The sequence below is a fragment of the Streptomyces sp. FIT100 genome, assembly GCF_024584805.1.
Taxonomy (GTDB): Bacteria; Actinomycetota; Actinomycetes; order Streptomycetales; family Streptomycetaceae; genus Streptomyces.
Genome location: NZ_CP075715.1, coordinates 5,328,881 through 5,354,193, shown reverse-complemented (window position 1 = coordinate 5,354,193; position 25,313 = coordinate 5,328,881). Strand labels below are relative to the sequence as shown.

Here is a 25,313-nt window from a genome sequence, read left to right as displayed (position 1 = left end):
GCGCCGGCCGCACCGCCGGGCGACGGCGGACTACTCCTGGTTGATCCGCTCGGTGATCACCTTGTCGGCCTCTTCGCCGGCCTTCTTGGCGTCCTCACCCTTGAGCACCTTGGTCATGTAGTCCTTGATCGGGTTGGGCGCGGTCTCGACGTTCGCCCAGCCCGGGGTGACCGGGGTGATCGCACCGGCGGGCGCGGACTTCACCATCGCCTCGGCGAAGGAGCCGGCCGGCGGCGCGAACTGCGCGCTGTCGTTGTTCGGCAGCAGGGCGCCCACGGTCGCCTCGGCGTACTTGGCCATGTGGTCCTTGCCGGCGGCCAGGGCCAGCCACTCCTTGGCCAGGTCCTTGTTGGCGGAGCGCTCGGCGACGGCGAGGTTCGAGCCGCCGAAGAAGACGGAGCCGGGCTTGTCGGCGGTCTTGCCCGGGATCGGGAAGTAGCCGAAGTCGGCGGTCTTGCCGGCCTTCTTCATCGCGTCGATCGCGCCGCCGGCCTCCCAGCCGAGACCGATCCAGGACGCGACACCGCCCTTGGGGACGACGTCCGTGGACTGCTGCGGGGTCGCCTCGTCCTTGTCCTTCGGAGCGGTCGAGTAGGACTGCAGCTCCTTGTAGAAGTTCATCCCGGCGACGGCCTCGGGGGAGGCCAGGCTGCCCTTCCACTTGTCGCCGTCCTTGACCGCGAGGTCGCCGCCCTCGTCCCAGACGAAACCGGCGTACACGTACCAGCTCTGGCCGGGCAGATAGATCGGCTGGACCTTCGAGTCGGACGCCTTGATCTTCTTCAGGCCCGCGATCCACTCGTCACGGGTCTTCGGCGGGGTCACCCCGGCCTTCTTGAAGATGGCCTTGTCGTAGATGACGGCGCGGTTCGTGGCGTACCAGGGGGCCGAATAGAGCTTGCCGTCCAACTCGTTGGAGGTCAGCATGCCCTTGTTCCAGCCGTCGTAGCCCAGTTCGGCCTTGTCCTCGGTGAGGTCGGCGAGGCCACCGGTGACGGCGTAGCCGGCGGTCTGGGTGTTGCCGAGCTCAAGGACGTCCGGCGGGGCGTCCTCGGAGAGGGCCGTGGTGACCTTCTCCTGGATGCCGTTCCACTGCTGGACCTCGACCTTGACCTTGACGCCCTTGTGCTTGGCCTCGAACTCCTTGTTGACCTCGGCGATCCAGGCCTCGGGGGCGGAACCGTCCATGACCCAGACGGTGAGGGTCTTGTCGCCCCCGGCGTCGCTCTTGCCTTCCCCGCCCTTGTCGCTGCCGGAGCCACACGCCGCAATGCCGACCATCATGCCCGCGACGCCGATCGCCGCGATGAGCTTGCGCTTCACGCCACCCTCCTCAGGATGCTGCAACCCCCCGCCCACCGCGATGACATACGGAGACATGCGCCGAGTACTGCTCGTGGGGCTGGGCCTGGTCTTTAATGGTTTAGACCAGTACCCGGGAGCTTGGCCTAGACCTTTAGGGGTGTCAAGGGTGTATAAGAAGGGCTCTCGCGTCCGTTATCGGACCGACACCTGCGGCAGGGCGACGACCCGCCGTGCCACGATGTGAGCCGCAACAGACGGAGGAGCCGGTGACGGCAGCAGCACGAGAGTCGGGGAGGCGGGCCATGACCGCGGACGGGGGCGGCACCGAGGCCGAGAACGGGACGGCGACCCGTACCGCGCGCGTACCCAAGTACTACCGGCTCAAGCGGCACTTGCTCGACATGACCGAGACGCTGCCGCCCGGCACGCCCGTGCCTCCCGAGCGCACGCTCGCGGCCGAGTTCGACACCTCGCGCACGACCGTCAGACAGGCGCTCCAGGAGCTGGTCGTCGAGGGCCGGCTCGAACGCATCCAGGGCAAGGGCACGTTCGTCGCGAAGCCCAAGGTCTCGCAGGCGCTCCAGCTGACCTCGTACACCGAGGACATGAAGGCGCAGGGCCTGGAGCCCACGTCTCAACTGCTGGACATCGGATACGTCACAGCCGACGACACCCTCGCCGGGCTGCTCGACATCTCGCCCGGCGGACGCGTACTGCGGATCGAACGGCTCCGGCTGGCGAGCGGCGAGCCGATGGCGATCGAGACGACGCATCTGTCGGCCAAGCGCTTCCCCGCGCTACGCCGGTCGCTGGTCAAGTACACGTCGCTGTACACGGCGCTGGCCGAGGTGTACGACGTCCATCTCGCCGAGGCCGAGGAGACGATCGAGACCTCGCTGGCCACCCCGCGCGAGGCCGGGCTGCTGGGGACCGACGTGGGCCTACCGATGCTGATGCTCTCGCGCCACTCGCTGGACAAGGACGGCGAACCGGTGGAGTGGGTGCGGTCGGTGTACCGGGGCGACCGCTACAAGTTCGTGGCGCGGCTCCAGCGGCCCGAGGAGAACTGAGCGGCACCTCGCCGGCGGCGGCCGGCGGGCTGCCCCGCCCCCGCGGTGCCCAAACCAGCCATATGGAGTAGCTCCATAGCAGACGGTTGCACCACGTCACACCATCGTTGTCGTACCGAAATACGGACGGGGGGTGACGCTGGTGGAACGGTCCCCTAGATTTCCTGCGCACTACAGGTGATCACGAGGGGACGGGAGCCACACCATGGCCGAGCCTGCACCATCGAACGCTACCCGGCAGAGAATGAGTCCGCGGTCGATCGCGATCTGGGTGCTCGTCGCCCTGGTGGGCGGGGTCGGCTGGAGCGTACTGGCCCTCTCCCGCGGCGAGGAGATCTCGGCCGTCTGGATGCTCGCGGCCGCTCTCGGCTCCTACGCCATCGCGTACCGGTTCTACGCGCGCTTCATCCAGTACCGCGTGCTCAAGGCCGACAAGACGCGGGCCACCCCCGCCGAACGCCTTGACAACGGTGTCGACTTCCACCCGACGGACCGCCGGGTGCTCTTCGGCCACCACTTCGCGGCGATCGCCGGGGCGGGGCCGCTGGTCGGACCGGTGCTGGCCGCCCAGATGGGATATCTGCCGGGCACCATCTGGATCATCGTCGGCGTGATCTTCGCCGGTGCCGTCCAGGACATGGTGACGCTCTTCTTCTCCACGCGCCGCAACGGCCGTTCGCTCGGCCAGATGGCGCGTGACGAGATCGGCCCGTTCGGCGGCGCCGCGGCGCTCGTCGCGGTCTTCGCCATCATGATCATCCTGCTCGCCGTGCTGGCACTGGTGATCGTCAACGCGCTGGCGCACTCGCCGTGGGGCGTCTTCTCCATCGGCATGACGATCCCGATCGCGCTCTTCATGGGCGTCTACCTGCGCACGCTCCGACCCGGCAGGGTCACCGAGGTCTCGGTCATCGGCGTCGCGCTGCTGCTGCTCGCGATCGTCGCGGGCGGCTGGGTCGCCGACTCCTCGCTCGCCGACTTCTTCACGCTGGAGCCGGGCACGCTGGTCATCTGGATGGTGGTGTACGGATTCCTCGCCTCCGTGCTTCCGGTGTGGCTGCTGCTCGCGCCGCGCGACTACCTCTCCACCTTCATGAAGGTCGGCACGATCGTGCTGCTCGCGGTGGGCGTGGTGATCGCCACGCCGGCGCTGAAGATGCCGGCGGTCACCGAGTTCGCGGGCAACGGGCAGGGACCGGTCTTCGCGGGCTCGCTCTTCCCGTTCGTCTTCATCACCATCGCCTGTGGCGCGCTCTCCGGCTTCCACTCCCTGGTCTCCTCGGGCACCACCCCGAAGATGATCCAGAAGGAGACCCAGATCCGGATGATCGGCTACGGCGCGATGCTGACCGAGTCGTTCGTCGCGGTCATGGCGATGATCTGCGCCTGCATCCTCGACCCGGGTCTGTACTTCGCGATCAACTCCCCCGCCGGTGTGCTCGGTACGACGGTGGACTCCGCGTCCCAGGCGGTCGCGAACCTCGGCTTCACCATCAGCCCCGAGCAGCTGACCCAGGCCGCCAAGGATGTCGAGGAGGCCAGCCTGCTCTCGCGCACCGGTGGTGCGCCGACCTTCGCGCTCGGCATGTCCGAGATCTTCTCGGCCGTGATCGGCGGCGCCGGGATGAAGGCGTTCTGGTACCACTTCGCGATCATGTTCGAGGCGCTCTTCATCCTCACCACGGTCGACGCGGGCACCAGGGTGGGGCGCTTCATGCTCCAGGACACGCTGGGCAATCTCTACAAGCCGATGAAGGAGGTCAGCTGGAAGCCGGGCGTCTGGTTCGCGAGCGCGGTCGTCGTCGGCTGCTGGGGCTACTTCCTCTGGGTCGGCGTGCACGACCCGCTCGGCGGCATCAACCAGCTCTTCCCGCTCTTCGGCATCGCCAACCAGCTGCTGGCGGCCGTCGCACTCGCCGTGTGCACCACGCTGCTGGTCAAGTCGGGACGGCTCAAGTGGGCTTGGGTGACGGCCGTTCCGCTCGCCTGGGACGCCGCGGTCACCCTGACCGCGAGCTGGCAGAAGGTCTTCTCCGACGACCCGAAGGTGGGCTTCTTCGCCCAGCGGGACAAGTACCAGGCGGGCATCGACGCGGGTCAGGTGCTGCCGCCCGCGAAGTCGATGGACGACATGAGCACGGTCGTCACCAACTCGACCGTCGACGGCGTCCTCGCCGCCTTCTTCGCCGTCCTGATCGTGGTGGTCCTCGTGGACGCGGCCTGGGTCTGTGTGAAGGCGATCCGCGCCCCGGAGAGCGCCCGCCTCACCGAGGTCCCGTACGTGGAGTCGAAGATCGTCGCCCCGGCCGGTCTGATCCCGACCAAGGAGGAGAAGGCGGAGCTGGCGGCGGCGGGATTCGCCACCGCGGCCGGGTCCGGGGCCGGGACCGGGACCACCGGCAGCGGCACGGGCTCGGCGTGAGCACCGTGGCGGGCAGGGCAGGGGTGAGCGGCGTGCGGCGCGCGGTGGACTGGGTCCGCTGGTACGTGCGCGAGGTGTCGGGCGAGTCGGTCTACGACCGCTACGTCGCCCACGCCAGGGCGCACGCCCCCGGCGCGAAGGTGATGTCGCGCCGCGAGTTCGAGCGCAGCCGCATGGACGAGCGGGAGGCGGACCCCCGGAAGGGGTTCCGCTGCTGCTGAGCCGCGACTGCTGAGTCACCGCTGCCGAGCAGCACGGTGACGGGCCGCCGCCGTCCGGGGGAAGGCGGCGGCCCGTTGCCGTACCCACGGGCACACCGCACGCCGGCGTACGGCCCGAGGCGGAAAACCGTCGCGACACAACATGTGGGGGGTGCCGCAGCAGGTCGCCCCCACATGTATGCTCATCTCGCTGTCGCCGCAGGGGAATCCGGTGCGAATCCGGAACTGTCCCGCAACGGTGAGCCGGTGCGTACCCGCGTGCACACCCGCCAGTCCGAGGACCTGCCGACAGCGCGCCCGGACCGTCCGGACCGGGTGCCCATGACGTCCGGGCCTCGCGGAAAAGGCCGTTGGACGCGGCGCATCCGCCTCCCCTGGGGGCGTCCGCCGTGCCTCCAGCGCCCCGCCGGCCCCGAGCCGAGCGAGGGAGAGCACCCCGTGACCATCGCGCCGCCCGATCCTGCTTCAACGCGGCAGGCAGAAGGAGCCGACGGGCCAGGGACCGCGCTGCTGCGGACCCTGACCGAGCTCACCGCCGATCTCCCCGACACCGACCCGGGCCGGGTCGCCGCCGCCGCGCTCCGCGGCCGGCACGCGGGCTCGGACGAGGCGGAGCTGAGGGAGCTCGCGACCGAGGCGGCCGCGGGGCTGATCGCCGAGGACCCGGCGTACTCGCGGCTCGCGGCCCGGCTGCTCACCCTCACCATCTCGGAGGAGGCGGCCACACAGGGGGCGGCCGCCTTCTCCGGATCCATCGCCGTCGGCCACCGCGAGGGCCTGATCGCGGACCGCACGGCCGCGTTCGTACGGACCCACGCGGCCCGTCTGGACGCGCTCGTCGACCCCGCGGCCGACGACCGCTTCGGCTACTTCGGCCTGCGCACCCTGTACAGCCGCTATCTCCTCCGGCACCCGATCACCCGCAAGGTGATCGAGACCCCGCAGCAGTTCATGCTGCGCGTCGCCGCCGGTCTCGCCGAGGACACCGCGTCCGATGAGCAGAGGGGCCTCCGCGCGCTCGACGAAGTCGCCGCGCTGTACGGGCTGATGAGCCGGCTCGACTATCTGCCGTCGTCCCCGACCCTCTTCAACTCCGGCACCCGCCACCCCCAGATGTCGTCCTGCTATCTGCTGGACTCCCCGCTGGACGAGCTGGACTCCATCTACGACCGCTACCACCAGGTCGCGCGGCTGTCGAAGCACGCGGGCGGCATCGGTCTCTCGTACTCCCGCATCCGCTCCCGGGGTTCGCTGATCCGCGGCACCAACGGCCACTCCAACGGCATCGTCCCGTTCCTGCGGACCCTCGACTCCTCCGTCGCCGCGGTGAACCAGGGCGGCCGGCGCAAGGGCGCCGCCTGTGTCTACCTGGAGACCTGGCACGCGGACATCGAGGAGTTCCTGGAGCTGCGCGACAACACGGGCGAGGAGGCGCGGCGTACGCACAACCTCAACCTGGCGCACTGGATCCCGGACGAGTTCATGCGGCGCGTCAACGCGGACGCCGACTGGTCGCTGTTCTCGCCCGCCGACGTGCCCGAGCTCGTCGACCTGTGGGGCGACGCCTTCGACGCCGCCTACCGCGCGGCGGAGGCCGCCGGGCTCGCCCGCAGGACGATCCCGGCGCGTGAGCTGTACGGCCGGATGATGCGGACGCTCGCGCAGACCGGCAACGGCTGGATGACCTTCAAGGACGCCTCCAACCGGACCGCGAACCAGACCGCCGAGCCCGGCACGGTCGTCCACTCCTCCAATCTCTGCACCGAGATCATCGAGGTCACGAACGACGACGAGACGGCCGTGTGCAACCTCGGCTCGGTCAACCTGGGCGCGTTCGTCACCCCGGACGGGGACATCGACTGGTCGCGCCTGGACGAGACCGTGCGCACCGCCGTGACCTTCCTCGACCGCGTCGTCGACATCAACTTCTACCCGACCGGGCAGGCCGGCCGCTCCAACGCCAGGTGGCGTCCGGTGGGCCTCGGCGCGATGGGTCTCCAGGACGTCTTCTTCAGGCTGCGGCTGCCCTTCGACTCGGCGGAGGCGAAGGCCCTGTCGACGCGCATCGCCGAGCGGATCATGCTGGCCGCGTACGAGGCGTCGTGCGACCTCGCCGAGCGGAGCGGCCCGCTGCCGGCCTGGGAGCAGACCCGCACCGCGGTCGGGGTCCTGCACCCCGACCACTACGACGTGGAGCTCAACTGGCCCGAGCGCTGGGCCGCTCTGCGCGAGCGGGTCGCCACGACCGGTATGCGCAACGCGCTGCTCCTCGCCATCGCGCCGACCGCGACCATCGCGTCGATCGCGGGCGTGTACGAGTGCATCGAGCCGCAGGTCTCCAACCTCTTCAAGCGCGAGACGCTCTCCGGCGAGTTCCTCCAGGTCAACTCCTATCTGGTGGACGAGCTGAAGCAGCTCGGCGTGTGGGACGCGCAGACCCGCGAGGCGCTGCGCGACTCCAGCGGCTCGGTGCAGGGCCTGAACTGGATCCCGGCGGAGGTGCGCGAGCTCTACCGCACGGCCTGGGAGATCCCGCAGCGCGGTCTGATCGACATGGCGGCGGCCCGTACCCCGTTCCTGGACCAGTCGCAGTCGCTGAACCTCTTCATGGAGACGCCGACCATCGGCAAGCTCAGCTCGATGTACGCGTACGCCTGGAAGCAGGGCCTGAAGACGACGTACTACCTGCGGTCCCGGCCCGCGACGCGGATCGCGCGTGCGGCGTCCGGCAGCACCGCGGTCTCCGCGCCCGCGCCCGCCCCCGCGCCCGTGCCCGTTCCCGGCCAGCAGCCGGCCCCCGACGCCGAGGCCATCGCCTGCTCCCTGGAGAACCCGGAGTCCTGCGAAGCCTGCCAGTGACTTCCCCCGCCACCCGCACATCACCCTCTGGAGGACGGCGCCCCGCGCCGACTGCTATGACCGAGAAGAACCTGCTCGACCCGGGCTTCGAACTGACCCTGCGCCCCATGCGCTACCCGGACTTCTACGACCGCTACCGGGACGCCATCAAGAACACGTGGACCGTGGAGGAGGTCGACCTCCACTCCGACGTGGCCGACCTCGCCAAGCTCACCCCGGGTGAGCAGCATCTGATCGGCCGCCTGGTCGCCTTCTTCGCGACCGGTGACTCGATCGTCGCCAACAACCTGGTGCTGACGCTCTACAAGCACATCAACTCCCCCGAGGCGCGGCTGTATCTGTCGCGGCAGCTCTTCGAGGAGGCCGTGCACGTCCAGTTCTATCTGACGCTGCTGGACACCTACCTCCCCGATCCGGAGGACCGCACCGCGGCCTTCGACGCCGTCGAGAACATCCCGTCCATCCGGGAGAAGGCCCAGTTCTGCTTCCGCTGGATGGCTGCTCTGGACGGAGAAGAGGGGGTCGAGAAGATCGACCGCCTGGAGACGAGGTCCGACCGCCGCCGGTTCCTGCTGAACCTGATCTGCTTCGCGGCGTGCATCGAGGGGCTGTTCTTCTACGGGGCCTTCGCGTACGTGTACTGGTTCCGCTCGCGCGGTCTGCTGCACGGCCTGGCCACGGGCACCAACTGGGTGTTCCGGGACGAGACCATGCACATGAACTTCGCGTTCGAGGTCGTGGACACGGTCCGCAAGGAGGAGCCCGACCTCTTCGACGACGAGCTCCGGCAGCAGGTCACCGACATGCTCAAGGAGGCCGTGGCCGCGGAGCTCCAGTTCGGCCGCGATCTGTGCGGTGACGGGCTTCCGGGCATGAACACCGAGTCGATGCGCGAGTACCTGGAGTGCGTCGCCGACCAGCGGCTCACCCGGCTCGGCTTCCCCCCGGTCTACGGCTCGCAGAACCCGTTCTCTTTCATGGAGCTCCAGGGCGTCCAGGAGCTGACGAACTTCTTCGAGCGCCGCCCCTCGGCCTACCAGGTGGCGGTCGAGGGCTCCGTCGATCTGGACGAGGACTTCTGACCTCCCGTGCTCCGGGACCGGACCACCGGTCCCGGAGCACGGCGGTGCTCAGATGCCGCAGCTCGGGGCGGACCAGAAGCGGCTCGGGCGGTGGTCGAGGTGGGTGTGGTCGTTGTGGTCCGGGTAGCCCGGGCCGAGGATCCCGTTGAAGCCGTGGTTGCGGGCCTGCTGGGCGAGCTTGCACAAGGAGTGCGGGCCGGCGCCGAGGTCGGCGGCGTCACCGTACAGATGGCGGCTGCTCGATGCGCCGCCGACCGCGTCGTTGCAGGCGTGCGAACGGAAGCCGCTGGTCACGGTGATGGGCTGGTCGCCGAGCGCGTGCCGCATGGCCTCCAGCTTCCACATGGTGCGCAGCGCGTTGGACTTCGCGGTGGCCGCGCTCACCGCGCCGCCCGCCCAGGTGGTGTTGCAGTCGTTCAGCTCGGCGTAGGTGAAGTGGATCGGGGTGCAGTCGTCGTCCTGGAGGGCGTAGAGCTTGCTGAAGGTCGCGGGGCCCGCGATGCCGTCGGCGGCGAGCCCGTACGCGGACTGGAAGCGCGTGACCGCGGCGGCGGTCGCCGGGCCGTAGTCGCCGTCGATCGCGAGGACCGCGCCGGAGCCGGGGTAGCCGGCGACGCGGATCTGGAGTTCGGTGACGTCGGCGCCGGAGGCGCCCTGGGAGAGGGTGCGGGACCAGGTGTAGCAGCCGTCGGCGTGGGCGGTGCCGGCCGTGGCCACCACCCCGCCGAGCGATGCAGCCATGAGCATGACAAGGGACAGCAGGAGTCGTGCGGCGCGTCTGGGCATCGTTCCTCCATGGCGGGTCCACCGGATGAGGGAGTGCACGCCCGAGACTGGCGGGGCGCTCGACGCGCGTCAACAGGGCCGGGACTGCCGTCATTTGTCCGCCCTTTGGCGGACCGCCGCAGGTAACGGCAGCGCCCCGCACCGGTCAACGGTACGGGGCGCGAACGCGGGCGCCGCGGGCGCCGGGCGTCAGTCGTTCGGAACGGTCTCGTACCGCGGCGTGCCCTCCGCCATCTGCCGCAGCGCGTCCTTGCGGTCCCGCTTCGACAGCCGGTCGATGTACAGGTAGCCGTACAGGTGGTCCGTCTCGTGCTGGAGGCAGCGGGCGAAGTAGCCGGTGCCACGCACCTTGATCGGGTTGCCCTCGGCGTCCTGACCGTGCACCTCGGCGTAGTCGGGGCGGGCGAGCGAGGCGTAGGCCGTCGGCACGGACAGGCACCCCTCGTTCGAGTCGTCGAGCAGGCGGCGCTCCGGCGGCAGCTCCTGGAGCACCGGGTTGCAGACGACTCCGGTGTGCCGCACGCCCTCGTCGTCCGGGCAGTCGTAGACGAAGACCTTGAGGTCCACACCGATCTGGTTGGCGGCCAGACCCACGCCCTCCGCCGCCCGCTGGCTGGCGAACATGTCGTCGATCAGCGCCGCGAGCTCGTCGCCGAACTCGGTGACGTCCTTGCACTCCTTGTGGAGGACCGGGTTGCCCACGACGGTGATGGGACGGGCCGTGCCGCGCTCGCGGTAGGTCCGCTCACGCTCCTCGCAGTCCTCCGTGTCGACGACGAAGCCGTCATTGACCTCGTCGGCACTGACCTCGTTGACCTGCTCGTCCGTCTCCTGCTGCGCCATTCCGCCGTATGCCTTCCTCAAAACCGTCTCGGTGACCCATACAGCCTACGGCCATGGCGGAGTGGTCAGCAGACCTCTTCGAGATCACGCCACTCGCGGGTGTCCGGACTGTCCGCGACCCAGCTGTCCAGCAGCCCGCGCACCAGCGCGGCGGGCGCGGCGATCCCGCATTCGCGCTCCGGCACCCACAGGTCCCCGGCCGTGCGGTGCCCGAGCGGCCCGGGATGGCCGGGCTCGCTGTGGTCGTGCGGGTCGAGATGCTCGCCGTCGCCCTCGGCGCTCGGCATCCGGCTCTCGGAACAGGCCCGGCACAGCAGCCGCACCGACGAGGACCAGTCCTCCGCCGCGAACCCGGCGTCCGCGGCGAGCTGCTCCAGCGAGTCCCGGTCGTCCTCGGCGGCGGCCTCCAGCAGCACCACCCAGGTGGGCACGGGCGACGGCGCCCAGAGCTCGATCTCGTCGAAGACGGGGAAGCTGTGGCCCGCGGCGGTGGTGCGCTCGCCGTGCGGTACGCCGTCGTGGAGCACGACTTCGCCCCAGCGGCGGCCGGACGACGGCAGCGGGATCGACAGCACCTCTATCCGGGCCGGGTCGAGCCTGCGGCCCCAGACCACTTCCGCCTCGCCCTCGGGCGACAGGCGTACGGCGGCGCTGCCCAGCTCCATGCCGACGGGCTCCCCGCCCGCGGCGGCCTGGCCCGGCACCTTCAGGCCGTACGCCTGCCAGGCGCGGCGGGCCAGCGGCCAGTCCTGCAGGGCGGTGGCGGCGATGCCGACGTTCCACCAGTCGGGGGCGCCGGTCTCCTTGTCGAGCAGCGCGACGGCACGCAGTCCGGCGGCGCGCGCCTGCTCCCAGTCGTGCCGGAACTTGTGCAGCAGGGCGAGATTGAACCAGGACTCCGAAAGCCAGGGCTCCAGGTCCGCCGCGCGGGTCAGCAGCGCGCCCGCGTCCTCGTACCGGCCGTCACCGATCAGCGTGAACGCGCGGTCGGTGGCCTGCCGCCACGAGGCGGAGGGCCGATGCCGTACCTTCCCGAAGATCCTCACGATTCCCGCCTGCCGGTCGCTCGGGTCAGTTCCCCCGGACACATGTCTGCCTGTGTCTTTGTCGATGTCTTGGTCGATGTCTTGGTCGCTGTGTCTCTTGTATCTGCCGTCAATCGCATCCAACCATGCCCGGTCGGACGCCCGCTCATTACCCATGGGTTACCCAGGCGGGCAGGGGCCCAGACCGCCCTCCGGGGGCCGGAACACCCCTGGACAGCACGCGGGCCAGCGACTCCACGACCTCCGGCTGGTAGTCGTGCGCGGTCCCGAGCCGGAGCTGCTCCAGGGCGCCGAGCGCGCCCGTGGCGCTGTCTCCGCTGAGATCGTCGTACGCGTTGACGGCGCGGACGATACGGGCGGGCAGCGGCTGCTCGCGGTACGGGTCCGCCTGCCGCTCGACGATGACGGCGACGGCGGCCGGGACACCGGTCTGGCGGACCACGGCCCCGCCGAGCAGGGCGATCCGGCGCTGCTCGGCGCCCGGGAGCAGAGCGGTGGCGCCCTCCGGTACGGGGTCGACCAGGGAGAGCTGCCCGATGTCGTGCATGAGCGCCGCGTACTCCAGAACGGTCAGCTCGGGACCGGAGAGCCCCAGCTCGCGGCCGACGGCGGTGCTGAGCACGGCGACGCGGCGGGCGTGGCCGTGCGGGGTGTACCCCGCGATCTCGGTCGCCCGGGCGAGTGAGGCGATGGTCTGGCGGTAGGTGGTGCGGACAGCCGCGTACCGGCGGAAGGACAGCTGGGTCAGCAGCAGCGGCACACAGAAGACCGGCAGCGCCCAGAGCCCGGCGACGGCGGTGCCGAGCGCCATGACGGCTCCGGTAGCGCAGACGGCGGAGCCGATGCCGAGGAGCGAGCGCAGCTCGTCGCGGAGCAGCGGGCCGTACGGGTAGCGAGTGCGGGCGCGCAGCATCAGCGAGGCCAGCACGGCGTCGCAGAGCGCGGTGAGCAGGAGCACCAGCAGCAGATACAGCGCGTAGAACGGCCCGTAGGGGCCCATGCCGATCCGGTCCGCCAACTCGCCCTGACTCGCGACCGAGTTGTGCAGCGGCTGGAAGCAGACGGCGGCGAAGGCGACGGTGAGCACCCGTCTGGCGACATGGTCGAGCGCGGGGCCGCGGCCGCGGGCGATGTGCGGCACGGTGCCGACGAGCGCGCCCGCCACGACGACCGCGACGACCTGGAGGACGCCGTGGGTGGTCGTACGGCCGGCGCTCTCGCCGAGCAGCGCGTATGCCAGCGCCCCCGCCGAACCGAGCGGCGCGGGCTCCCGCTCCTCGCGGGAGGCGCCCCAGCGGGCCAGCTCTCCGACGGCGATGAGCACGCCGAACGCCAGCGCGATGCCGGGCTCGTCGACCCCGGTCCACCCCGTCCATGCGAGCCCCGCCGCGGTCAGCGTGCCGGCCGCGCCGTACACGAGGGTGACGGTGGCCGGCACGCGCCGCCCGGTCACCCGTCCCGCCGTCGGCCGATGCCCTCGCGTGCGGCCCGCGCCCCGGTGACGGCCTCGGCCACACGCGGCACACGGGGCTCGTGCGCACCACGGAGGCCGTCCGCCGGGGCGGGCGCCGGCACGCCCGACGCGCCCCGGTGCGACGGGGGTGCGCCCGGCGGCGGGGGTTCGTCCGCGGTGACCTCGCTCTGCCAGCCGTGGCGGGCCAGGGCCCGGACGAGAGCGCGCACCACCTGGGGGTCGAACTGGGTGCCCGAGCAGCGCTTCAGCTCCTCGACCGCCGTCGCGACCGGGCGTGCCCGCCGGTAGGAGCGGGTCGAGGTCATCGCGTCGAAGGCGTCGGCGACGGCGACGACGCGGGCGAACTCGGGGATCTGGCGGCCGGCGAGACCGTACGGATAGCCGCTGCCGTCGAGCCGTTCGTGGTGGTGCAGGATCGCCGCCCTGGCCTCGCCGAGGAAGCCGATGCCGCGCACCATCTCGTGCCCGTACTCCGGGTGGAGCTCGATCACCCGCCGCTCCTCGGGGGTGAGCGGACCGTCCTTGCGCAGCACGCGCGTGGGGACGCCGAGCTTGCCGACGTCGTGGAGGATCCCGGCGAAGCGCAGGACCTCCAGCCGCTCCTCGTCCATGCCCAGCTCGCTCGCGATCAGCACGGAGGCCCGCCCCACCCGCTCGCTGTGCCCGCGCGTGTACCTGTCCTTGATGTCGACGGCCTGGACGAGGGCGCGGATCGTGGACCGGTGGGCGTGCTGCTCGCGGTGGTACTGGGTGAAGACCCAGCACGAGATGTACATCGGCAGCAGGACGAACAGCGCGGACAGCGGCCCGTACGGGCTGCGCCAGAGAACGGCCATCATCAGCCCGGCCAGCCCGTGGGCGGTGTGCGGGGCGAGCGAGCGCGACAGCGGCCCGCCCCAGGCCGCACGCGGCGGCAGCCGTTCGGCCGTGGCCAGGATCGCCCCGTCCAGCGCGGTCAGCACCAGGCAGAACGCCAGCGCGGCCGCCCCGGCCGGCAGCAGCGCCCGCGGAAAGTCAGGGGCGGCGCCGAGACCGCCGCAGCGCACGGCGGCCCAGGCGGCGGCCCAGGCGGCGAGGGCGAGCTGCGCGGCCCGCCAGAGCCGCCGGGGGCCCGCCGGGCGCTGCTCGACCCCGGCGACGACCGCGCCCGGCACCGCGGCCAGCGCCGCCGCGGCGGGCGGCAGCAGCAGGGCCGCGGCCAGCAGTACGGGGAAGAAGGAGCCGGCGCTCAGCGGCACGGATCCGCCGAGGAACCGTCCGAGGAAGGGGCCGCGGGCGGGCAGCTCGCACACCGCGTAGACCGCCGCGATCAGGGCGACCGTGCCCCAGGGGACCCGAGCTCCGGGAAGCAGCGCGGGGAGCGCGCACGCAGCGGCGCACACCACGGCGCAGAGAATCAATGCGCGTGCCCCGCCCGGAATGCCTCTCACCCGCCGTCAGCCCTTCCTCGGCCGCCCCCGAACAGCTCCGTACAACTCTCAAATAGAGGGTCAGGCTAGCGAGTTGGATGATCCAGGGCGGCCGGATACGACCGATTAGCACCATCGGGTGACACGCGTGAGGGGCGCACCTTTCGGTGCGCCCCTCGTCACGTCGCCATGCGGCCGGCCTACTCCGCCGCGCTCGGCACGTCCGCCCCGGCCGCCGTCACATCGTGGTCCGGCACCGCCTGGCCCGACCTGATCAGCTCGATCCGGCCCATGACCTTGGCCCGCAGGTCCACGGGCACGTCGTCATGGCCGCAGCAGCGCTTGACGAGCTTCTTCACTGCCTGCTCCAGACCGTACTTCTCCAGGCACGGCGAGCACTCCTCGAAGTGCGTCTCGAACTTGGTGCAGTCGGCATCGGGCATCTCACGGTCGAGGAACTCGTAGAGATGGTCGAGAACCTCTTCGCAATCCGTCTCGTGCGGCTCTCCGCAGCTCATGAGCCCGAGCCTTTCCGATCGTTCGTCGACTCCCCGGCGCCTGCGGGAACCAGCCCGCGGTCACGGGCGTAGTCCTCCAGCATTCCGCGCAACTGGCGGCGGCCCCGGTGCAGTCGGGACATCACCGTACCGATGGGAGTTCCCATGATGTCCGCGATCTCCTTGTAGGCAAAGCCCTCTACATCCGCGAGATAGACCGCAATGCGGAATTCCTCCGGGATCGCCTGGAGGGCTTCCTTGACATCGGAGTCCGGCAGGTGGTCGAGCGCCTGGGACTCGGCGGAGCGCAGGCCCGTCGACATGTGCGACTCGGCGCGCGCGAGCTGCCAGTCCTCGATCTCCTCGGCGGCGCTGCGCTGCGGCTCGCGCTGCTTCTTGCGGTACGAGTTGATGAAGGTGTTGGTGAGGATGCGGTACATCCAGGCCTTGAGGTTGGTGCCCTCCCGGAACTGGTGGAAGGACCCGTACGCCTTCGCGTACGTCTCCTGTACGAGATCCTCGGCGTCCGCCGGGTTGCGCGTCATGCGCAGCGCGGCCGAGTACATCTGGTCGAGGTAGCCGAGGGCGTCCCGCTCGAATCGTGCGTTGCGCTCGGCGGCCGTTTCTTCGGTCGTGCGGCCGTCGTCGGTCCCAGTGACCGGACCCACCTCCTCCAACGCTGGGGCGGGACCGAGACCGGACCCGCTCGAATCGGAGGATAGACGACCAACCGCTCCGCCCGCCGCCCCAAGGGCGCCGGTCCTGGCCGCGGGAAGGACCGTCCTCCCCCAGTCTCCGGCCGGGGCCATCCCCACCAGATCGGAGGCGCGCGAGCGGCTGGGGCAGATGGTCGAACCCATGCGACGGACTTCCTCTCCACACTCCTGCTGTGCTGACGTCCGGCACAACAGCGATCCGCCGGTCCGCTATTCCCAGGGGGCTATGCGCGTAGGGGCCATGCGCACAGGGCTGTCCCGCAGAGGGCCGTCCGCAGAGGCACTGCCCCGCGGAGGGCAGCCCGCAGAGGCGCTGTCCCGCGGAGGGCAGTCAGCAGAGGCGCTGTCCCGCGGAGGGCAGTCAGCACAGGGACGTGATCCACTTCCGTACGCCCCCGACGACCGCGGCCAGCGCCTCCTCCTGGGTCAGCGCCGCCCGCTTGGGCACGGAGAGTCCGTGATCGGCGGCGTCCACCTCGATCAGCTCGTACGCGCCGTCGGGGAACTCCTCCGGCTTCCCGAAGGGGTCGTTGCCTCCCTGGACGACGAGGACGGGCACCCCGGCGCCGAGCAGTTCGTCCGCCCGGGACTTCTCGGGCCGGCCCGGCGGGTGGAGCGGGAAGCTCAGGGCGAGCACGGCGCGGGCGCCCAGCTCGCGCGCCGTACGGCAGGCCACGCGCGCCCCGGCGCTGCGCCCGCCCGCCACGACGGGCAGGCCCTTCTTCTCCAGTGCGGGCCACAGCCCGCGCCAGCCGGTGTCGAGGGTCTTCGGCGCGGGCGCGACCTGCTTGCCCGCCACCCGCCAGGGCTGCTCCACGAGGGCGACGGTCACCCCCGCGGCGGGCAGCTCGGCGGCGAGGGCCTGGAGGTCGCGGGCGTGGATGCCGCCGCCCGCGCCATGGCTGACGGCCAGCACGAGCCGGGCCCGGCCGGTCGCGGGGTGCCAGGTGATGCGGGCGTCACCCGCGGGGGTCTCGACGATCTCGCTCTCTGTCACATCAGCAGTGTCACACCCTGCACAGCGCGAGCGGCGGACGTGCCGGAGGCACCGCAGGAGCCGGGAGTGCCGAGGATGCCGGGGGGCCGGGGACGCCGGGGACGCCGGGGGGGGCCGGGGGGCCGGGGGGTGCCGGGGGTGCGCAGCACGGTGCCGCAGGCATGCGACGTGCGGGAGGAAACGGCGCAGGCGTCAGAACAGCGTGCCCACCTCGGGGGCCTCCAGCTCCTCCACCAGCTCCGGCCCGTTGTTGCGGACGTTGGAGACCGCGGTGGCCACCGGGTACGCCCGCATCAGACCGGGCGGCGGCGGCGCGAGCAGCGCCCTCACCTCGTCGGGGTCCGTACGGGCCGGGTCGAGCCAGGCGTCCCAGCGGTCCTCCGTCAGCATCAGCGGCATCCGCGGATGGATGTCGGACAGGGTGTGCGGGCCGTCGGCGGGCGCGACGGCGAGCGGGCTCGTCTCCGCCTCCGTGGTGATCACCGAGCAGGTGACCCACCAGGACTGCGGGTGGTCCGCGGGCAGCGTCCTGTCGCGCCAGAACTCGTAGAGCCCCGCCATCGCGAAGACCGAGCCGTCGGCCGGGGTGACGAAGTACGGCTGCTTGCGGGGCCGCTTCCTCTTCCCCTCCACCTCCAGCTGCCGCTCGTCGGAGCCGGTGACCCACTCGTAGTAGCCGTCGGCGGGCAGGATGCAGCGGCGGGCGAGGAAGGGCTTGCGGAACGAGGGCTTCTCGTGGACGGTCTCCGCGCGGGCGTTGATCATCCGGGCCGCGCCCTCGGGCGTCTTGGCGAAGGACGGGACGAGTCCCCACCTGAGTTTCCGCAGCTGACGAACCGGACTGCGGTCATCCGCGTCCTTCAGAGGACGTTCGAGTACCGCGTAGACCTCCTTCGTCGGGGCCACGTTCCAGTCGGGGGCCAGGGTCTCCGCGGGCTCCCACTTCTCGACATGGAACAGTCCGGTCAGGTCCTCGGGCCTGCGACTCGCTGCATACCGTCCGCACATAAGTGCCACACTGCCACGACCCCGACCCTCCCGAGGAGCCACCCCGGACATGGCCACACCCGAAGTCTTCGGCACCCAGCCCGCGCCCGAGCTGTGGCTGGTCGCCGGCACGGCCGCGCTCGCGCTCGTCGCGGTCGTCCCGCACGCGATATGGCGGCTGTCCCGCAACGCGATCACCATCGCCCACGAGGGCGGCCACGGGCTGATCGCCCTGGTCACCGGCCGGCAGTTGCAGGGCATCCGGCTGCACTCCGACACCAGCGGCCTCACCGTCAGCCGCGGCAGGCCGACCGGCCTCGGCATGATCCTCACCGCGGCCGCGGGCTACACGGCCCCGCCGCTGCTCGGCCTCGGCGGCGCCTGGCTGCTCGCGGACCACCGCATCACGCTGCTGCTGTGGGTGGCGACGGCCCTGCTGGTCGCGATGCTCGTGATGATCCGCAACGCGTACGGGGCGCTCACCGTGATCCTCACGGGCACGGCGTTCCTGCTGGTGTCGTGGCTGACCGAGCCGGCCGTACAGGCGGCTTTCGCCTACGCGGCGGTGTGGTTCCTGCTGCTCGGCGGCGTACGCCCGGCCTTCGAGCTCCAGGCCAAGCGGCGCCGCGGAGGGGCGCCCGACTCGGACGCCGACCAGCTGGCGCGGCTGACGCACGTGCCTGCCGCGATGTGGTTCTTCCTCTTCCATGCCGTGTCGCTGTGCTCGCTGATCGGGGGCGGCCGCTGGCTGCTCGGTCTGTGACCGCCGGGGATCGGCCCTGGCTGCCCCGGGCCACTAAAGTAAGGGCCATGACCGACACCCCCGTGCACCCCGAGCACCCTGACCTCTGGCCCGCCCCTCATGCGAGCGGGCCCGTCGACGCGACGGTCACCGTGCCCGGATCCAAGTCGGTCACGAACCGCGCGCTGGTCCTCGCGGCGCTGGCCGCCGAGCCGGGCTGGCTGCGCCGCCCGCTGCGCTCCCGGGACACGGTGCTGATGGCCGAGGCGCTGCGGGCCATGGGCGTCGGCATCGAGGAGCAGGTCTCCTCCAGCTCCACCGCCACCGGCGGCCCCGACAGCGGCGAGGCATGGCGGATCATCCCGGCCGGGCTGCACGGCCCCGCCACGGTCGACGTCGGCAACGCCGGCACGGTGATGCGCTTCCTGCCGCCGGTCGCCGCCCTCGCCGACGGCCCCGTCCGCTTCGACGGCGACCCCCGCTCGTACGAGCGTCCGCTCGGCGCTGTGATCGACGCGCTGCGTGCGCTGGGCGCCCGGATCGACGACGACAGCCGGGGCGCCCTCCCGATGACCGTGCACGGCGGCGGGGCGCTGGACGGCGGCCCGGTGGAGATCGACGCCTCATCCTCGTCGCAGTTCGTCTCCGCCCTGCTGCTCTCGGCACCGCGCTTCAACCAGGGCGTGGAGGTGCGGCATGTGGGCTCGACGCTGCCGTCGATGCCGCACATCCGGATGACCGTCGACATGCTCCGCACGGTCGGCGCGCAGGTCGACGAGCCGGAGACGGGCGGCGAGCCGAACGTGTGGCGGGTGCGCAGCGGCGCCCTGCTCGGCCGCGACCTGACCGTCGAGCCGGACCTGTCCAACGCCCAGCCGTTCCTCGCGGCCGCGCTGGTGACGGGCGGCCGGGTCACGGTCCCCGACTGGCCCGAGCGCACCACCCAGCCCGGTGACGCACTGCGCGGGATCTTCACCGAGATGGGCGGTTCCTGCGAGCTCACGGACGCCGGACTGACCTTCACGGGCACGGGCCGGATCCACGGCATCGACGTCGACCTGGGCGAGGTCGGCGAGCTGACCCCGGGCATCGCGGCGGTCGCCGCCCTCGCCGACTCCCCCTCGACGCTGCGCGGCGTCGCCCATCTGCGCCTCCACGAGACGGACCGGCTGGCCGCGCTCACCAAGGAGATCAACGAACTCGGCGGCGATGTGACCGAGACCGAGGACGGTCTGCACATCCGGCCCCGCCCGCTGCACGGCGGGGTGTTCCACACGTACGACGACCACCGCATGGCGACGGCCGGCTCGATCATCGGTCTCGCCGTCGAGGGTGTCGAGATCGAGAACGTGGCGACGACGGCCAAGACCCTGCCCGACTTCCCGAGGATGTGGACCGACATGCTCGCGGGCAACTGAGCGGGGACGGCACGAGATGCGCCGCTACGGCAAGCACACGGACGAGGACGACGTCAGGGTCCGCCCCAACCGCAAGGGCAACCGCCCCCGTACGAACATCCGCCCGAAGCACGAGGACGCGGCGGAGGGGATGGTCCTCACCGTCGACCGGGGCAGGCTCACCTGCCTCGTCGACGACCGCACCGTCATGGCGATGAAGGCCCGCGAACTTGGCCGCAAGGCGGCCGTCGTCGGCGACCGGGTCAGCCTGGTCGGTGACCTCTCCGGCAAGAAGGACACGCTCGCCCGTATCGTCCGCATCGAGGAGCGGTCGTCGGTCCTGCGGCGCACGGCCGACGACGACGACCCCTACGAGCGCGTCGTCGTCGCCAACGCCGACCAGCTGGCCATCGTCACTGCCCTCGCCGACCCCGAGCCGCGGCCCCGGCTGATCGACCGCTGTCTCGTCGCGGCCTACGCCGGCGGTCTCGAGCCGCTGCTTGTGCTGACCAAGTCCGATCTGGCCCCCGCGGAGAAGCTGCTGGAGCTCTACGGCGCGCTCGGCATCCCCCATGTCGTCACCACCCGCGACGAGTTCGTGGGCGGCGTCGCGGCCGACCGGGTCTTCGAACACCTCAAGGGCCGGACCACCGCGTTCGTCGGCCACTCGGGCGTCGGCAAGACGACCCTGGTCAACGCCCTTGTCCCGAAGGACCGGTGGCGCAGCACGGGCGTCGTGAACGCGGTCACGGGCCGCGGCAGGCACACCACCACCTCGGCGCTCGCGCTGCCCCTCGCGGGCGACGACGGCTGGGTGATCGACACCCCGGGCGTGCGCTCGTTCGGGCTGCACCACGTCGACCCGTCCCGGGTCATTCACGCCTTCCCCGATCTCGAACCGGGCACGGAGGGCTGTCCGCGCGCCTGCTCGCACGACGAGCCGGACTGCGCGCTGGACGAGTACGTGGCTCAGGGAAACGCCGATCCGGCGCGTCTCTACTCACTGAGACGACTGCTGGCCACCCGCGAGCGGCGCGAGGGCGACTGAGACGGCGCCGCGGGCGACGCGTGCGCGCCGCGTGAGCAATGCGCAGGCCGTACACAGGCGACGCACAGGCGACGCGCAGGCGATCGAGCCGCGCACGTTTGCGGGCGACCGCCACTGGTAAGTGCATAATCGCACCAAGCGAGACGAAGCAGTCACTGGACGCGAGACTGGGGACGCGGGAGGCACTGACCATGGCGTGGCTGCTCGTAGTGGTTGCCGGACTCCTGGAAACGGGGTTCGCGATCTGTCTGAAGCTGTCGCACGGCTTCACCCGGCTCTGGCCGACCATCGCGTTCGCCGTCTTCGCCATGAGCAGCTTCGGGCTGCTGACCCTGTCCCTGAAGAGACTCGAGATCGGTCCCGCGTACGCGGTGTGGACCGGGATCGGCGCCTCGGGCACGGCGATCTACGGGATAATCTTCCTCGGCGAGGTGGCCTCCACCCTGAAGATCGTCTCGATCATGCTGGTGATCGCGGGCGTCATCGGCCTGCAGCTCTCGAGCCCTGCCCACTGACGGCCGTCCCGCCCACGGGCGCCCCGCCGGATGCCGACCCGCCGAGGGCCGCGCGCACCAGCTGACCGACCCCCTCGGGCGTGGGCGCGACGACGTAGGACAGTGCGAGCCGCACGGCCAGTTCACAGCGGTGCGCGAGCGCGGCTGTCTCCTCCTTCGCGTCCTTCGCGCTCGGGCGGTTGCCGCGGGTGTCCTGCTCCAGCACGGCGAGCGAACGGTCCCGTACCGCCGCGGCCAGCTCGGCGGGGGCGGGGTGCCCCGCATCCGCACGGCGCTGCGCGGGCACCCCGGACCGCCCGGCGAGGTGCCCGGGCCGCGGGGCCGGCAGCCGCTCCCCCCAGCAGCCGGTGAGCAGGGCACGCAGCAGCGGCCTGCCGCGCGCCTCGCCCACGGTCCACTCGGCGACCGCCACCAGGCGCTCGGCGCACCCCGCGGTCCTGTCCGCGTGCAGGAGCCGGTCCACACCGTGCAGGTACGCGTCGGCCTCGCGGCGCACGAGGGCTCGGGCGAGGCCGTCCTTGCTGCCGAACTCGTTGTAGAGGGTCTGCCGCGAGACCCCGGCCGCGGAGGCGATGTCGACCATCCGGATCCCGGACCAGGGCAGGGCGGAGAGCGCGGTGAGAGCGGCGTGCAGCAGGGCTTCGCGCGCTGTGGGCATCGTTGCCTCCCGAGCCGGGCCGCCAGGGCGGGCCTCCGGCGCCCTGTGGCTCTGCGCACAGAGTTGACGGGTGACCACGCGCTGTCAATACCACCGGCGGTCTTCGGCCACCCCCGCACCTCGCGCACGGGGTGGTCGGCCGAACCGGTGTACTGGACCCGGCGATAGAGTTCGACCATGGCCGACTATCACGATGATCTGCGTCTCGCCCATGTCCTCGCGGACGCCGCCGACGCGGCGACGATGGACCGGTTCAAGGCGCTCGACCTCAAGGTCGAGACCAAGCCGGACATGACTCCGGTGAGCGAGGCCGACAAGGCGGCCGAGGAGCTGATCCGCTCCCAGCTCCAGCGCGCCCGGCCCCGCGACGCGATCCTCGGCGAGGAGTACGGCATCGAGGGCACGGGCCCCCGGCGCTGGGTCATCGACCCGATCGACGGCACCAAGAACTACGTCCGCGGGGTCCCCGTCTGGGCGACGCTGATCTCCCTGATGGAGGCCGGCGAGGGCGGCTACCAGCCGGTCGTCGGCGTCGTCTCGGCCCCGGCGCTCGGCCGCCGCTGGTGGGCGGCGAAGGGCGCGGGCGCCTACAGCGGCCGCAGCCTGACATCCGCGACACGGCTGCACGTCTCGAACGTCTCCCGGCTCTCCGACGCTTCGTTCGCGTACTCCTCACTGAGCGGCTGGGAGGAGCGGGGCCGGCTCGACGGCTTCCTGGACCTGACCCGCGAGGTCTGGCGCACGCGCGCGTACGGCGACTTCTGGCCGTACATGATGGTCGCCGAGGGCTCGGTGGACATCTGCGCGGAACCGGAGCTGTCGCTCTGGGACATGGCGGCGACCGCGATCGTGGTCCAGGAGGCGGGCGGCCTGTTCACCGGCCTGGACGGGGCACCGGGGCCGCACAGCGGCAACGCGGCGGCGTCGAACGGACTGCTGCACGAGGAACTGCTGGGCTACTTGAACCAGCGCTACTGAGCGCTCGCGCCCGGTAGGCCGTGCACGGCCCCTTGTTGATACCGCGCATCACTGCAACTCTGGGAGTCCCCCCACTTGTGAACTTGTGAATCGCTTCTCGTTGAACGGTTCACCAAGGAGGTGGCTCCATCCATGCTCGTCCGTGACGCCATGAGCACGGTGGTCCTCACCATCGGCCCCGCACACACCCTCCGACAGGCCGCGCGGCTCATGGCCGCGCGCCGTGTCGGGGCGGCCGTCGTCCTCGATCCCGACACCAGTGGTCTCGGGATCCTCACCGAGCGCGATGTCCTGAACGCGCTCGGCGCGGGCCAGGACCCCGACCGCGAAACCGCAGGCGCCCACACCACCACCGACGTCGTCTTCGCCGCACCGTCCTGGACGCTGGAGGAAGCCGCGGAGGCCATGACGCACGGCGGCTTCCGCCATCTCATCGTCCTCGATGCCCACGGGCCCGTCGGCATCGTCTCCGTACGCGACATCATCCGCTGCTGGACACCGGCCAGGCACCGCGCGGCGTCGACGCTCACGGGCTGAGACGAGGCTCGCGGGCCGAACGACGCGGGGGCCGGGTTGCGTGAACCCGGCCCCATCACCCTCGGCGGGCAATCGCCGATCGGTGACCCCGACGGCGGCCGGCCGCCTCCGCGAGAGCGGTGGCGGCCGGCCGCGCAGGGGGGCCTCAGCCTCGCAGGGCCTGGACCGCGGCCTCCAGCCGCTTGCCGAAGTCCCCGTCCGCCCTACGGAAGTTGTCGATCGCACGCTCGGCGATGTCGTCACGCGAGACCCGGGCGATGAACCCCGCCAGGTTCTCGATCAGACGACCCTTCTCGCCCTCGGACATCAGGCGGTAGAGGTTGCCCGCCTGGACGAAGTCGTCGTCCTCGGAGTGCGCCGGGGCCGCGTGGTCGCCGGTCGCGCCGGAGACGGCCACCGGCTGCCACAGGGGCCTGTCCGTCTGGAACGGGCCGCCGAAGCTGTTCGGCTCGTAGTTCTTGGCGCCCTTGTGGCGGCCGTCGTACAGGAAGCCGTCACGGGAGTTGGTCCGCGCCACGGTGGCGTGCGGACGGTTCACCGGCAGGTGGTCGGCGTTGATGCCGACGCGGTAGCGGTGCGCGTCGCCGTAGGCGAAGAGGCGGCCCTGGAGCATCTTGTCCGGAGACGGGCCGATGCCCGGCACGAAGTGCGCGGGGCTGAAGACGGACTGCTCGACCTCCGCGAAGATGTTCTCCGGGTTGCGGTTGAGCTCCAGCTTGCCGATCTCGATCGGCGGGTAGTCCTCGTGCGGCCACACCTTGGTGAGGTCGAAGGGGTTGAAGCGGTAATCCGCCGCCTCCGCCGCAGGCATGATCTGGACCTGCACGGTCCAGGTCGGGAAGTCGCCGCGCTCGATGGCCTCGCGCAGGTCGCGCTGGTGGCTGTCCGGGTCCTCGCCGGCCAGCTTGTCGGCCTCGGCCTGGGTGAGGTTCCTGATGCCCTGGTCGGTCTTGAAGTGGTACTTGACCCAGAAGACCTCACCGGCCTCGTTGTTCCACTGGTACGTGTGCGAGCCGTAGCCGTTCATGTGGCGGTACGAGGCGGGGATGCCGCGGTCACCGAAGAGCCATGTCACCTGGTGGGTCGACTCGGGGCTCAGCCCCCAGAAGTCCCAGACGTTGTCGGCCTCCTGCGAGCCGGTGTACGGGTCGCGCTTCTGGGTGTGGATGAAGTCGGGGAACTTGATGGCGTCCTTGATGAAGAACACCGGGGTGTTGTTGCCGACGAGGTCGTAGTTGCCCTCCTCGGTGTAGAACTTCAGCGCCCAGCCGCGCGGGTCGCGGACCGCGTCGGCCGCACCGAGGTTGCCCGCGACGGTGGAGAAGCGCAGGAAGGTCTCGGTCCGCTTGCCGACCTCGGAGAGGAACTTCGCGCGGGTGTACGCGGTGACGTCGGCGGTCACGGTGAAGGTGCCGTAGGCGCCGGCGCCCCGGGCGTGGACGACGCGCTCCGGGATGCGCTCACGGTTGAAGTGCGCGAGCTTTTCGAGCAGCAGCTGGTCCTGGACCAGCACAGGACCGCCGACACCCGCGGTCTCGCTGTTCTGGTTGTCGGCGACCGGTGCGCCGGCCTCCGTGGTGAGCGGTCCCTGGGTCACGTGCGCCTCCTGCGAATGCGGCGAATCCTGCGCCATTGCGTGCAAGTCCTGTCCCTTGGCGAATGCCGTACTCGATCCTACGATGGACTTTGTCTAAGTCAAGTTGCTATCCAAACTCACACCTGTT

General features: G+C 71.2%; 23 protein-coding genes and 1 riboswitch. Of the genes, 11 read left to right on the top strand and 12 right to left on the bottom strand.

Annotation, left to right across the window (positions count from 1 at the left end):
* Positions 1-30: 30 nt before the first annotated feature.
* Complete coding sequence (locus KK483_RS24200; protein ID WP_262007338.1) at positions 31-1,323, bottom strand: extracellular solute-binding protein; 1,293 nt, start codon at positions 1,321-1,323, stop codon at positions 31-33.
* A gap of 284 nt (positions 1,324-1,607) precedes the next feature.
* Here KK483_RS24200 and KK483_RS24195 point away from each other — a divergent pair, with 284 nt between their 5' ends.
* The 5 genes from KK483_RS24195 to KK483_RS24175 all read left to right on the top strand — a co-directional run bounded on the left by KK483_RS24195 (position 1,608) and on the right by KK483_RS24175 (position 8,959).
* Complete coding sequence (locus KK483_RS24195; protein WP_262007337.1) at positions 1,608-2,375, top strand: GntR family transcriptional regulator; 768 nt, start codon at positions 1,608-1,610, stop codon at positions 2,373-2,375.
* 205 nt (positions 2,376-2,580) lie between these two features.
* The gene (locus KK483_RS24190; protein WP_262007336.1) at positions 2,581-4,797 is read left to right on the top strand and encodes a carbon starvation CstA family protein; all 2,217 of its coding nucleotides are present in this window, start codon (positions 2,581-2,583) and stop codon (positions 4,795-4,797) included.
* A 5-nt stretch (positions 4,798-4,802) separates the two neighbouring features.
* Entirely contained in the window at positions 4,803-5,018 is a 216-nt protein-coding gene (locus tag KK483_RS24185; protein ID WP_262009669.1) for a YbdD/YjiX family protein, read from the top strand.
* A 202-nt stretch (positions 5,019-5,220) separates the two neighbouring features.
* Positions 5,221-5,301, top strand: a riboswitch (cobalamin riboswitch).
* Positions 5,302-5,456: 155 nt separating this feature from the next.
* On the top strand, positions 5,457-7,877 hold the full coding sequence (locus tag KK483_RS24180; protein WP_262007335.1) for a ribonucleoside-diphosphate reductase subunit alpha: 2,421 nt from the start codon (positions 5,457-5,459) through the stop codon (positions 7,875-7,877).
* Between the two features lie 56 nt (positions 7,878-7,933).
* Positions 7,934-8,959 carry a ribonucleotide-diphosphate reductase subunit beta gene (locus tag KK483_RS24175; RefSeq protein WP_262007334.1) on the top strand — a complete coding sequence of 342 codons (1,026 nt, stop codon included), beginning with the start codon at positions 7,934-7,936 and terminating at the stop codon, positions 8,957-8,959.
* Between the two features lie 48 nt (positions 8,960-9,007).
* Here KK483_RS24175 and KK483_RS24170 read toward each other — a convergent pair whose 3' ends face one another.
* The 9 genes from KK483_RS24170 to KK483_RS24130 all read right to left on the bottom strand — a co-directional run bounded on the left by KK483_RS24170 (position 9,008) and on the right by KK483_RS24130 (position 17,735).
* Complete coding sequence (locus KK483_RS24170; RefSeq protein ID WP_262007333.1) at positions 9,008-9,745, bottom strand: D-Ala-D-Ala carboxypeptidase family metallohydrolase; 738 nt, start codon at positions 9,743-9,745, stop codon at positions 9,008-9,010.
* A gap of 189 nt (positions 9,746-9,934) precedes the next feature.
* Positions 9,935-10,588, bottom strand: a complete 654-nt coding sequence (def, locus tag KK483_RS24165) for a peptide deformylase (protein WP_262007332.1) — start codon at positions 10,586-10,588, stop codon at positions 9,935-9,937.
* A gap of 65 nt (positions 10,589-10,653) precedes the next feature.
* Positions 10,654-11,634 (bottom strand): hypothetical protein, encoded by a 981-nt coding sequence (locus tag KK483_RS24160; RefSeq protein ID WP_262007331.1) that lies wholly within the window; start codon positions 11,632-11,634, stop codon positions 10,654-10,656.
* Positions 11,635-11,782: 148 nt separating this feature from the next.
* Complete coding sequence (locus KK483_RS24155) at positions 11,783-13,072, bottom strand: HD-GYP domain-containing protein (protein ID WP_399014728.1); 1,290 nt, start codon at positions 13,070-13,072, stop codon at positions 11,783-11,785.
* An 11-nt stretch (positions 13,073-13,083) separates the two neighbouring features.
* A complete protein-coding gene (locus KK483_RS24150; RefSeq protein WP_262007330.1) occupies positions 13,084-14,538 on the bottom strand; it encodes an HD-GYP domain-containing protein in 1,455 nt (484 codons plus the stop codon).
* 179 nt (positions 14,539-14,717) lie between these two features.
* Positions 14,718-15,035, bottom strand: coding sequence for a mycothiol system anti-sigma-R factor (gene rsrA, locus KK483_RS24145; RefSeq protein ID WP_262007329.1), 318 nt, complete (start codon positions 15,033-15,035; stop codon positions 14,718-14,720).
* Positions 15,032-15,682, bottom strand: coding sequence for a sigma-70 family RNA polymerase sigma factor (locus KK483_RS24140; protein ID WP_242329767.1), 651 nt, complete (start codon positions 15,680-15,682; stop codon positions 15,032-15,034). The genes rsrA and KK483_RS24140 overlap by 4 nt, the downstream gene beginning before the upstream one ends.
* A 409-nt stretch (positions 15,683-16,091) precedes the next feature.
* Positions 16,092-16,727, bottom strand: a complete 636-nt coding sequence (locus tag KK483_RS24135) for an alpha/beta family hydrolase (RefSeq protein ID WP_262007328.1) — start codon at positions 16,725-16,727, stop codon at positions 16,092-16,094.
* Positions 16,728-16,919: 192 nt separating this feature from the next.
* Positions 16,920-17,735 carry an SOS response-associated peptidase gene (locus KK483_RS24130; protein ID WP_262007327.1) on the bottom strand — a complete coding sequence of 272 codons (816 nt, stop codon included), beginning with the start codon at positions 17,733-17,735 and terminating at the stop codon, positions 16,920-16,922.
* 49 nt (positions 17,736-17,784) lie between these two features.
* On the opposite strand from KK483_RS24130, the gene KK483_RS24125 reads away from it, so the two are divergent.
* The 4 genes from KK483_RS24125 to KK483_RS24110 all read left to right on the top strand — a co-directional run bounded on the left by KK483_RS24125 (position 17,785) and on the right by KK483_RS24110 (position 21,416).
* Complete coding sequence (locus KK483_RS24125; RefSeq protein WP_262007326.1) at positions 17,785-18,477, top strand: M50 family metallopeptidase; 693 nt, start codon at positions 17,785-17,787, stop codon at positions 18,475-18,477.
* A 47-nt stretch (positions 18,478-18,524) separates the two neighbouring features.
* A complete protein-coding gene (gene aroA, locus KK483_RS24120) occupies positions 18,525-19,874 on the top strand; it encodes a 3-phosphoshikimate 1-carboxyvinyltransferase (RefSeq protein ID WP_262007325.1) in 1,350 nt (449 codons plus the stop codon).
* A gap of 16 nt (positions 19,875-19,890) precedes the next feature.
* Entirely contained in the window at positions 19,891-20,901 is a 1,011-nt protein-coding gene (gene rsgA, locus KK483_RS24115; protein ID WP_262007324.1) for a ribosome small subunit-dependent GTPase A, read from the top strand.
* 191 nt (positions 20,902-21,092) lie between these two features.
* Positions 21,093-21,416, top strand: a complete 324-nt coding sequence (locus KK483_RS24110; RefSeq protein ID WP_242329761.1) for a multidrug efflux SMR transporter — start codon at positions 21,093-21,095, stop codon at positions 21,414-21,416.
* Here KK483_RS24110 and KK483_RS24105 read toward each other — a convergent pair.
* On the bottom strand, positions 21,382-22,074 hold the full coding sequence (locus KK483_RS24105; protein WP_262007323.1) for a TetR/AcrR family transcriptional regulator: 693 nt from the start codon (positions 22,072-22,074) through the stop codon (positions 21,382-21,384). The genes KK483_RS24110 and KK483_RS24105 overlap by 35 nt on opposite strands.
* 177 nt (positions 22,075-22,251) lie before the next feature.
* On the opposite strand from KK483_RS24105, the gene hisN reads away from it, so the two are divergent.
* Entirely contained in the window at positions 22,252-23,052 is an 801-nt protein-coding gene (hisN, locus tag KK483_RS24100; RefSeq protein ID WP_262007322.1) for a histidinol-phosphatase, read from the top strand.
* Between the two features lie 132 nt (positions 23,053-23,184).
* Positions 23,185-23,589, top strand: coding sequence for a cyclic nucleotide-binding/CBS domain-containing protein (locus KK483_RS24095; RefSeq protein WP_262007321.1), 405 nt, complete (start codon positions 23,185-23,187; stop codon positions 23,587-23,589).
* Positions 23,590-23,734: 145 nt separating this feature from the next.
* Here the strand turns inward: KK483_RS24095 and KK483_RS24090 are convergent, their stop codons facing one another.
* Positions 23,735-25,186, bottom strand: coding sequence for a catalase (locus tag KK483_RS24090; protein WP_262007320.1), 1,452 nt, complete (start codon positions 25,184-25,186; stop codon positions 23,735-23,737).
* Positions 25,187-25,313 lie beyond the last annotated feature (127 nt).

Bases quoted from the DNA above. Each gene is read 5' to 3' on its own strand.
- KK483_RS24195 (WP_262007337.1), top strand. From the start codon at position 1,608: ATGACCGCGGACGGGGGCGGCACCGAGGCCGAGAACGGGACGGCGACC.
- KK483_RS24190 (WP_262007336.1), top strand. From the start codon at position 2,581: ATGGCCGAGCCTGCACCATCGAACGCTACCCGGCAGAGAATGAGTCCG.
- KK483_RS24175 (WP_262007334.1), top strand. From the start codon at position 7,934: ATGACCGAGAAGAACCTGCTCGACCCGGGCTTCGAACTGACCCTGCGC.
- KK483_RS24170 (WP_262007333.1), bottom strand. From the start codon at position 9,745: ATGCCCAGACGCGCCGCACGACTCCTGCTGTCCCTTGTCATGCTCATG.
- def (WP_262007332.1), bottom strand. From the start codon at position 10,588: ATGGCGCAGCAGGAGACGGACGAGCAGGTCAACGAGGTCAGTGCCGAC.
- rsrA (WP_262007329.1), bottom strand. From the start codon at position 15,035: ATGAGCTGCGGAGAGCCGCACGAGACGGATTGCGAAGAGGTTCTCGAC.
- KK483_RS24130 (WP_262007327.1), bottom strand. From the start codon at position 17,735: ATGTGCGGACGGTATGCAGCGAGTCGCAGGCCCGAGGACCTGACCGGA.
- KK483_RS24125 (WP_262007326.1), top strand. From the start codon at position 17,785: ATGGCCACACCCGAAGTCTTCGGCACCCAGCCCGCGCCCGAGCTGTGG.
- aroA (WP_262007325.1), top strand. From the start codon at position 18,525: ATGACCGACACCCCCGTGCACCCCGAGCACCCTGACCTCTGGCCCGCC.
- rsgA (WP_262007324.1), top strand. From the start codon at position 19,891: ATGCGCCGCTACGGCAAGCACACGGACGAGGACGACGTCAGGGTCCGC.
- KK483_RS24110 (WP_242329761.1), top strand. From the start codon at position 21,093: ATGGCGTGGCTGCTCGTAGTGGTTGCCGGACTCCTGGAAACGGGGTTC.
- KK483_RS24105 (WP_262007323.1), bottom strand. From the start codon at position 22,074: ATGCCCACAGCGCGCGAAGCCCTGCTGCACGCCGCTCTCACCGCGCTC.
- hisN (WP_262007322.1), top strand. From the start codon at position 22,252: ATGGCCGACTATCACGATGATCTGCGTCTCGCCCATGTCCTCGCGGAC.
- KK483_RS24095 (WP_262007321.1), top strand. From the start codon at position 23,185: ATGCTCGTCCGTGACGCCATGAGCACGGTGGTCCTCACCATCGGCCCC.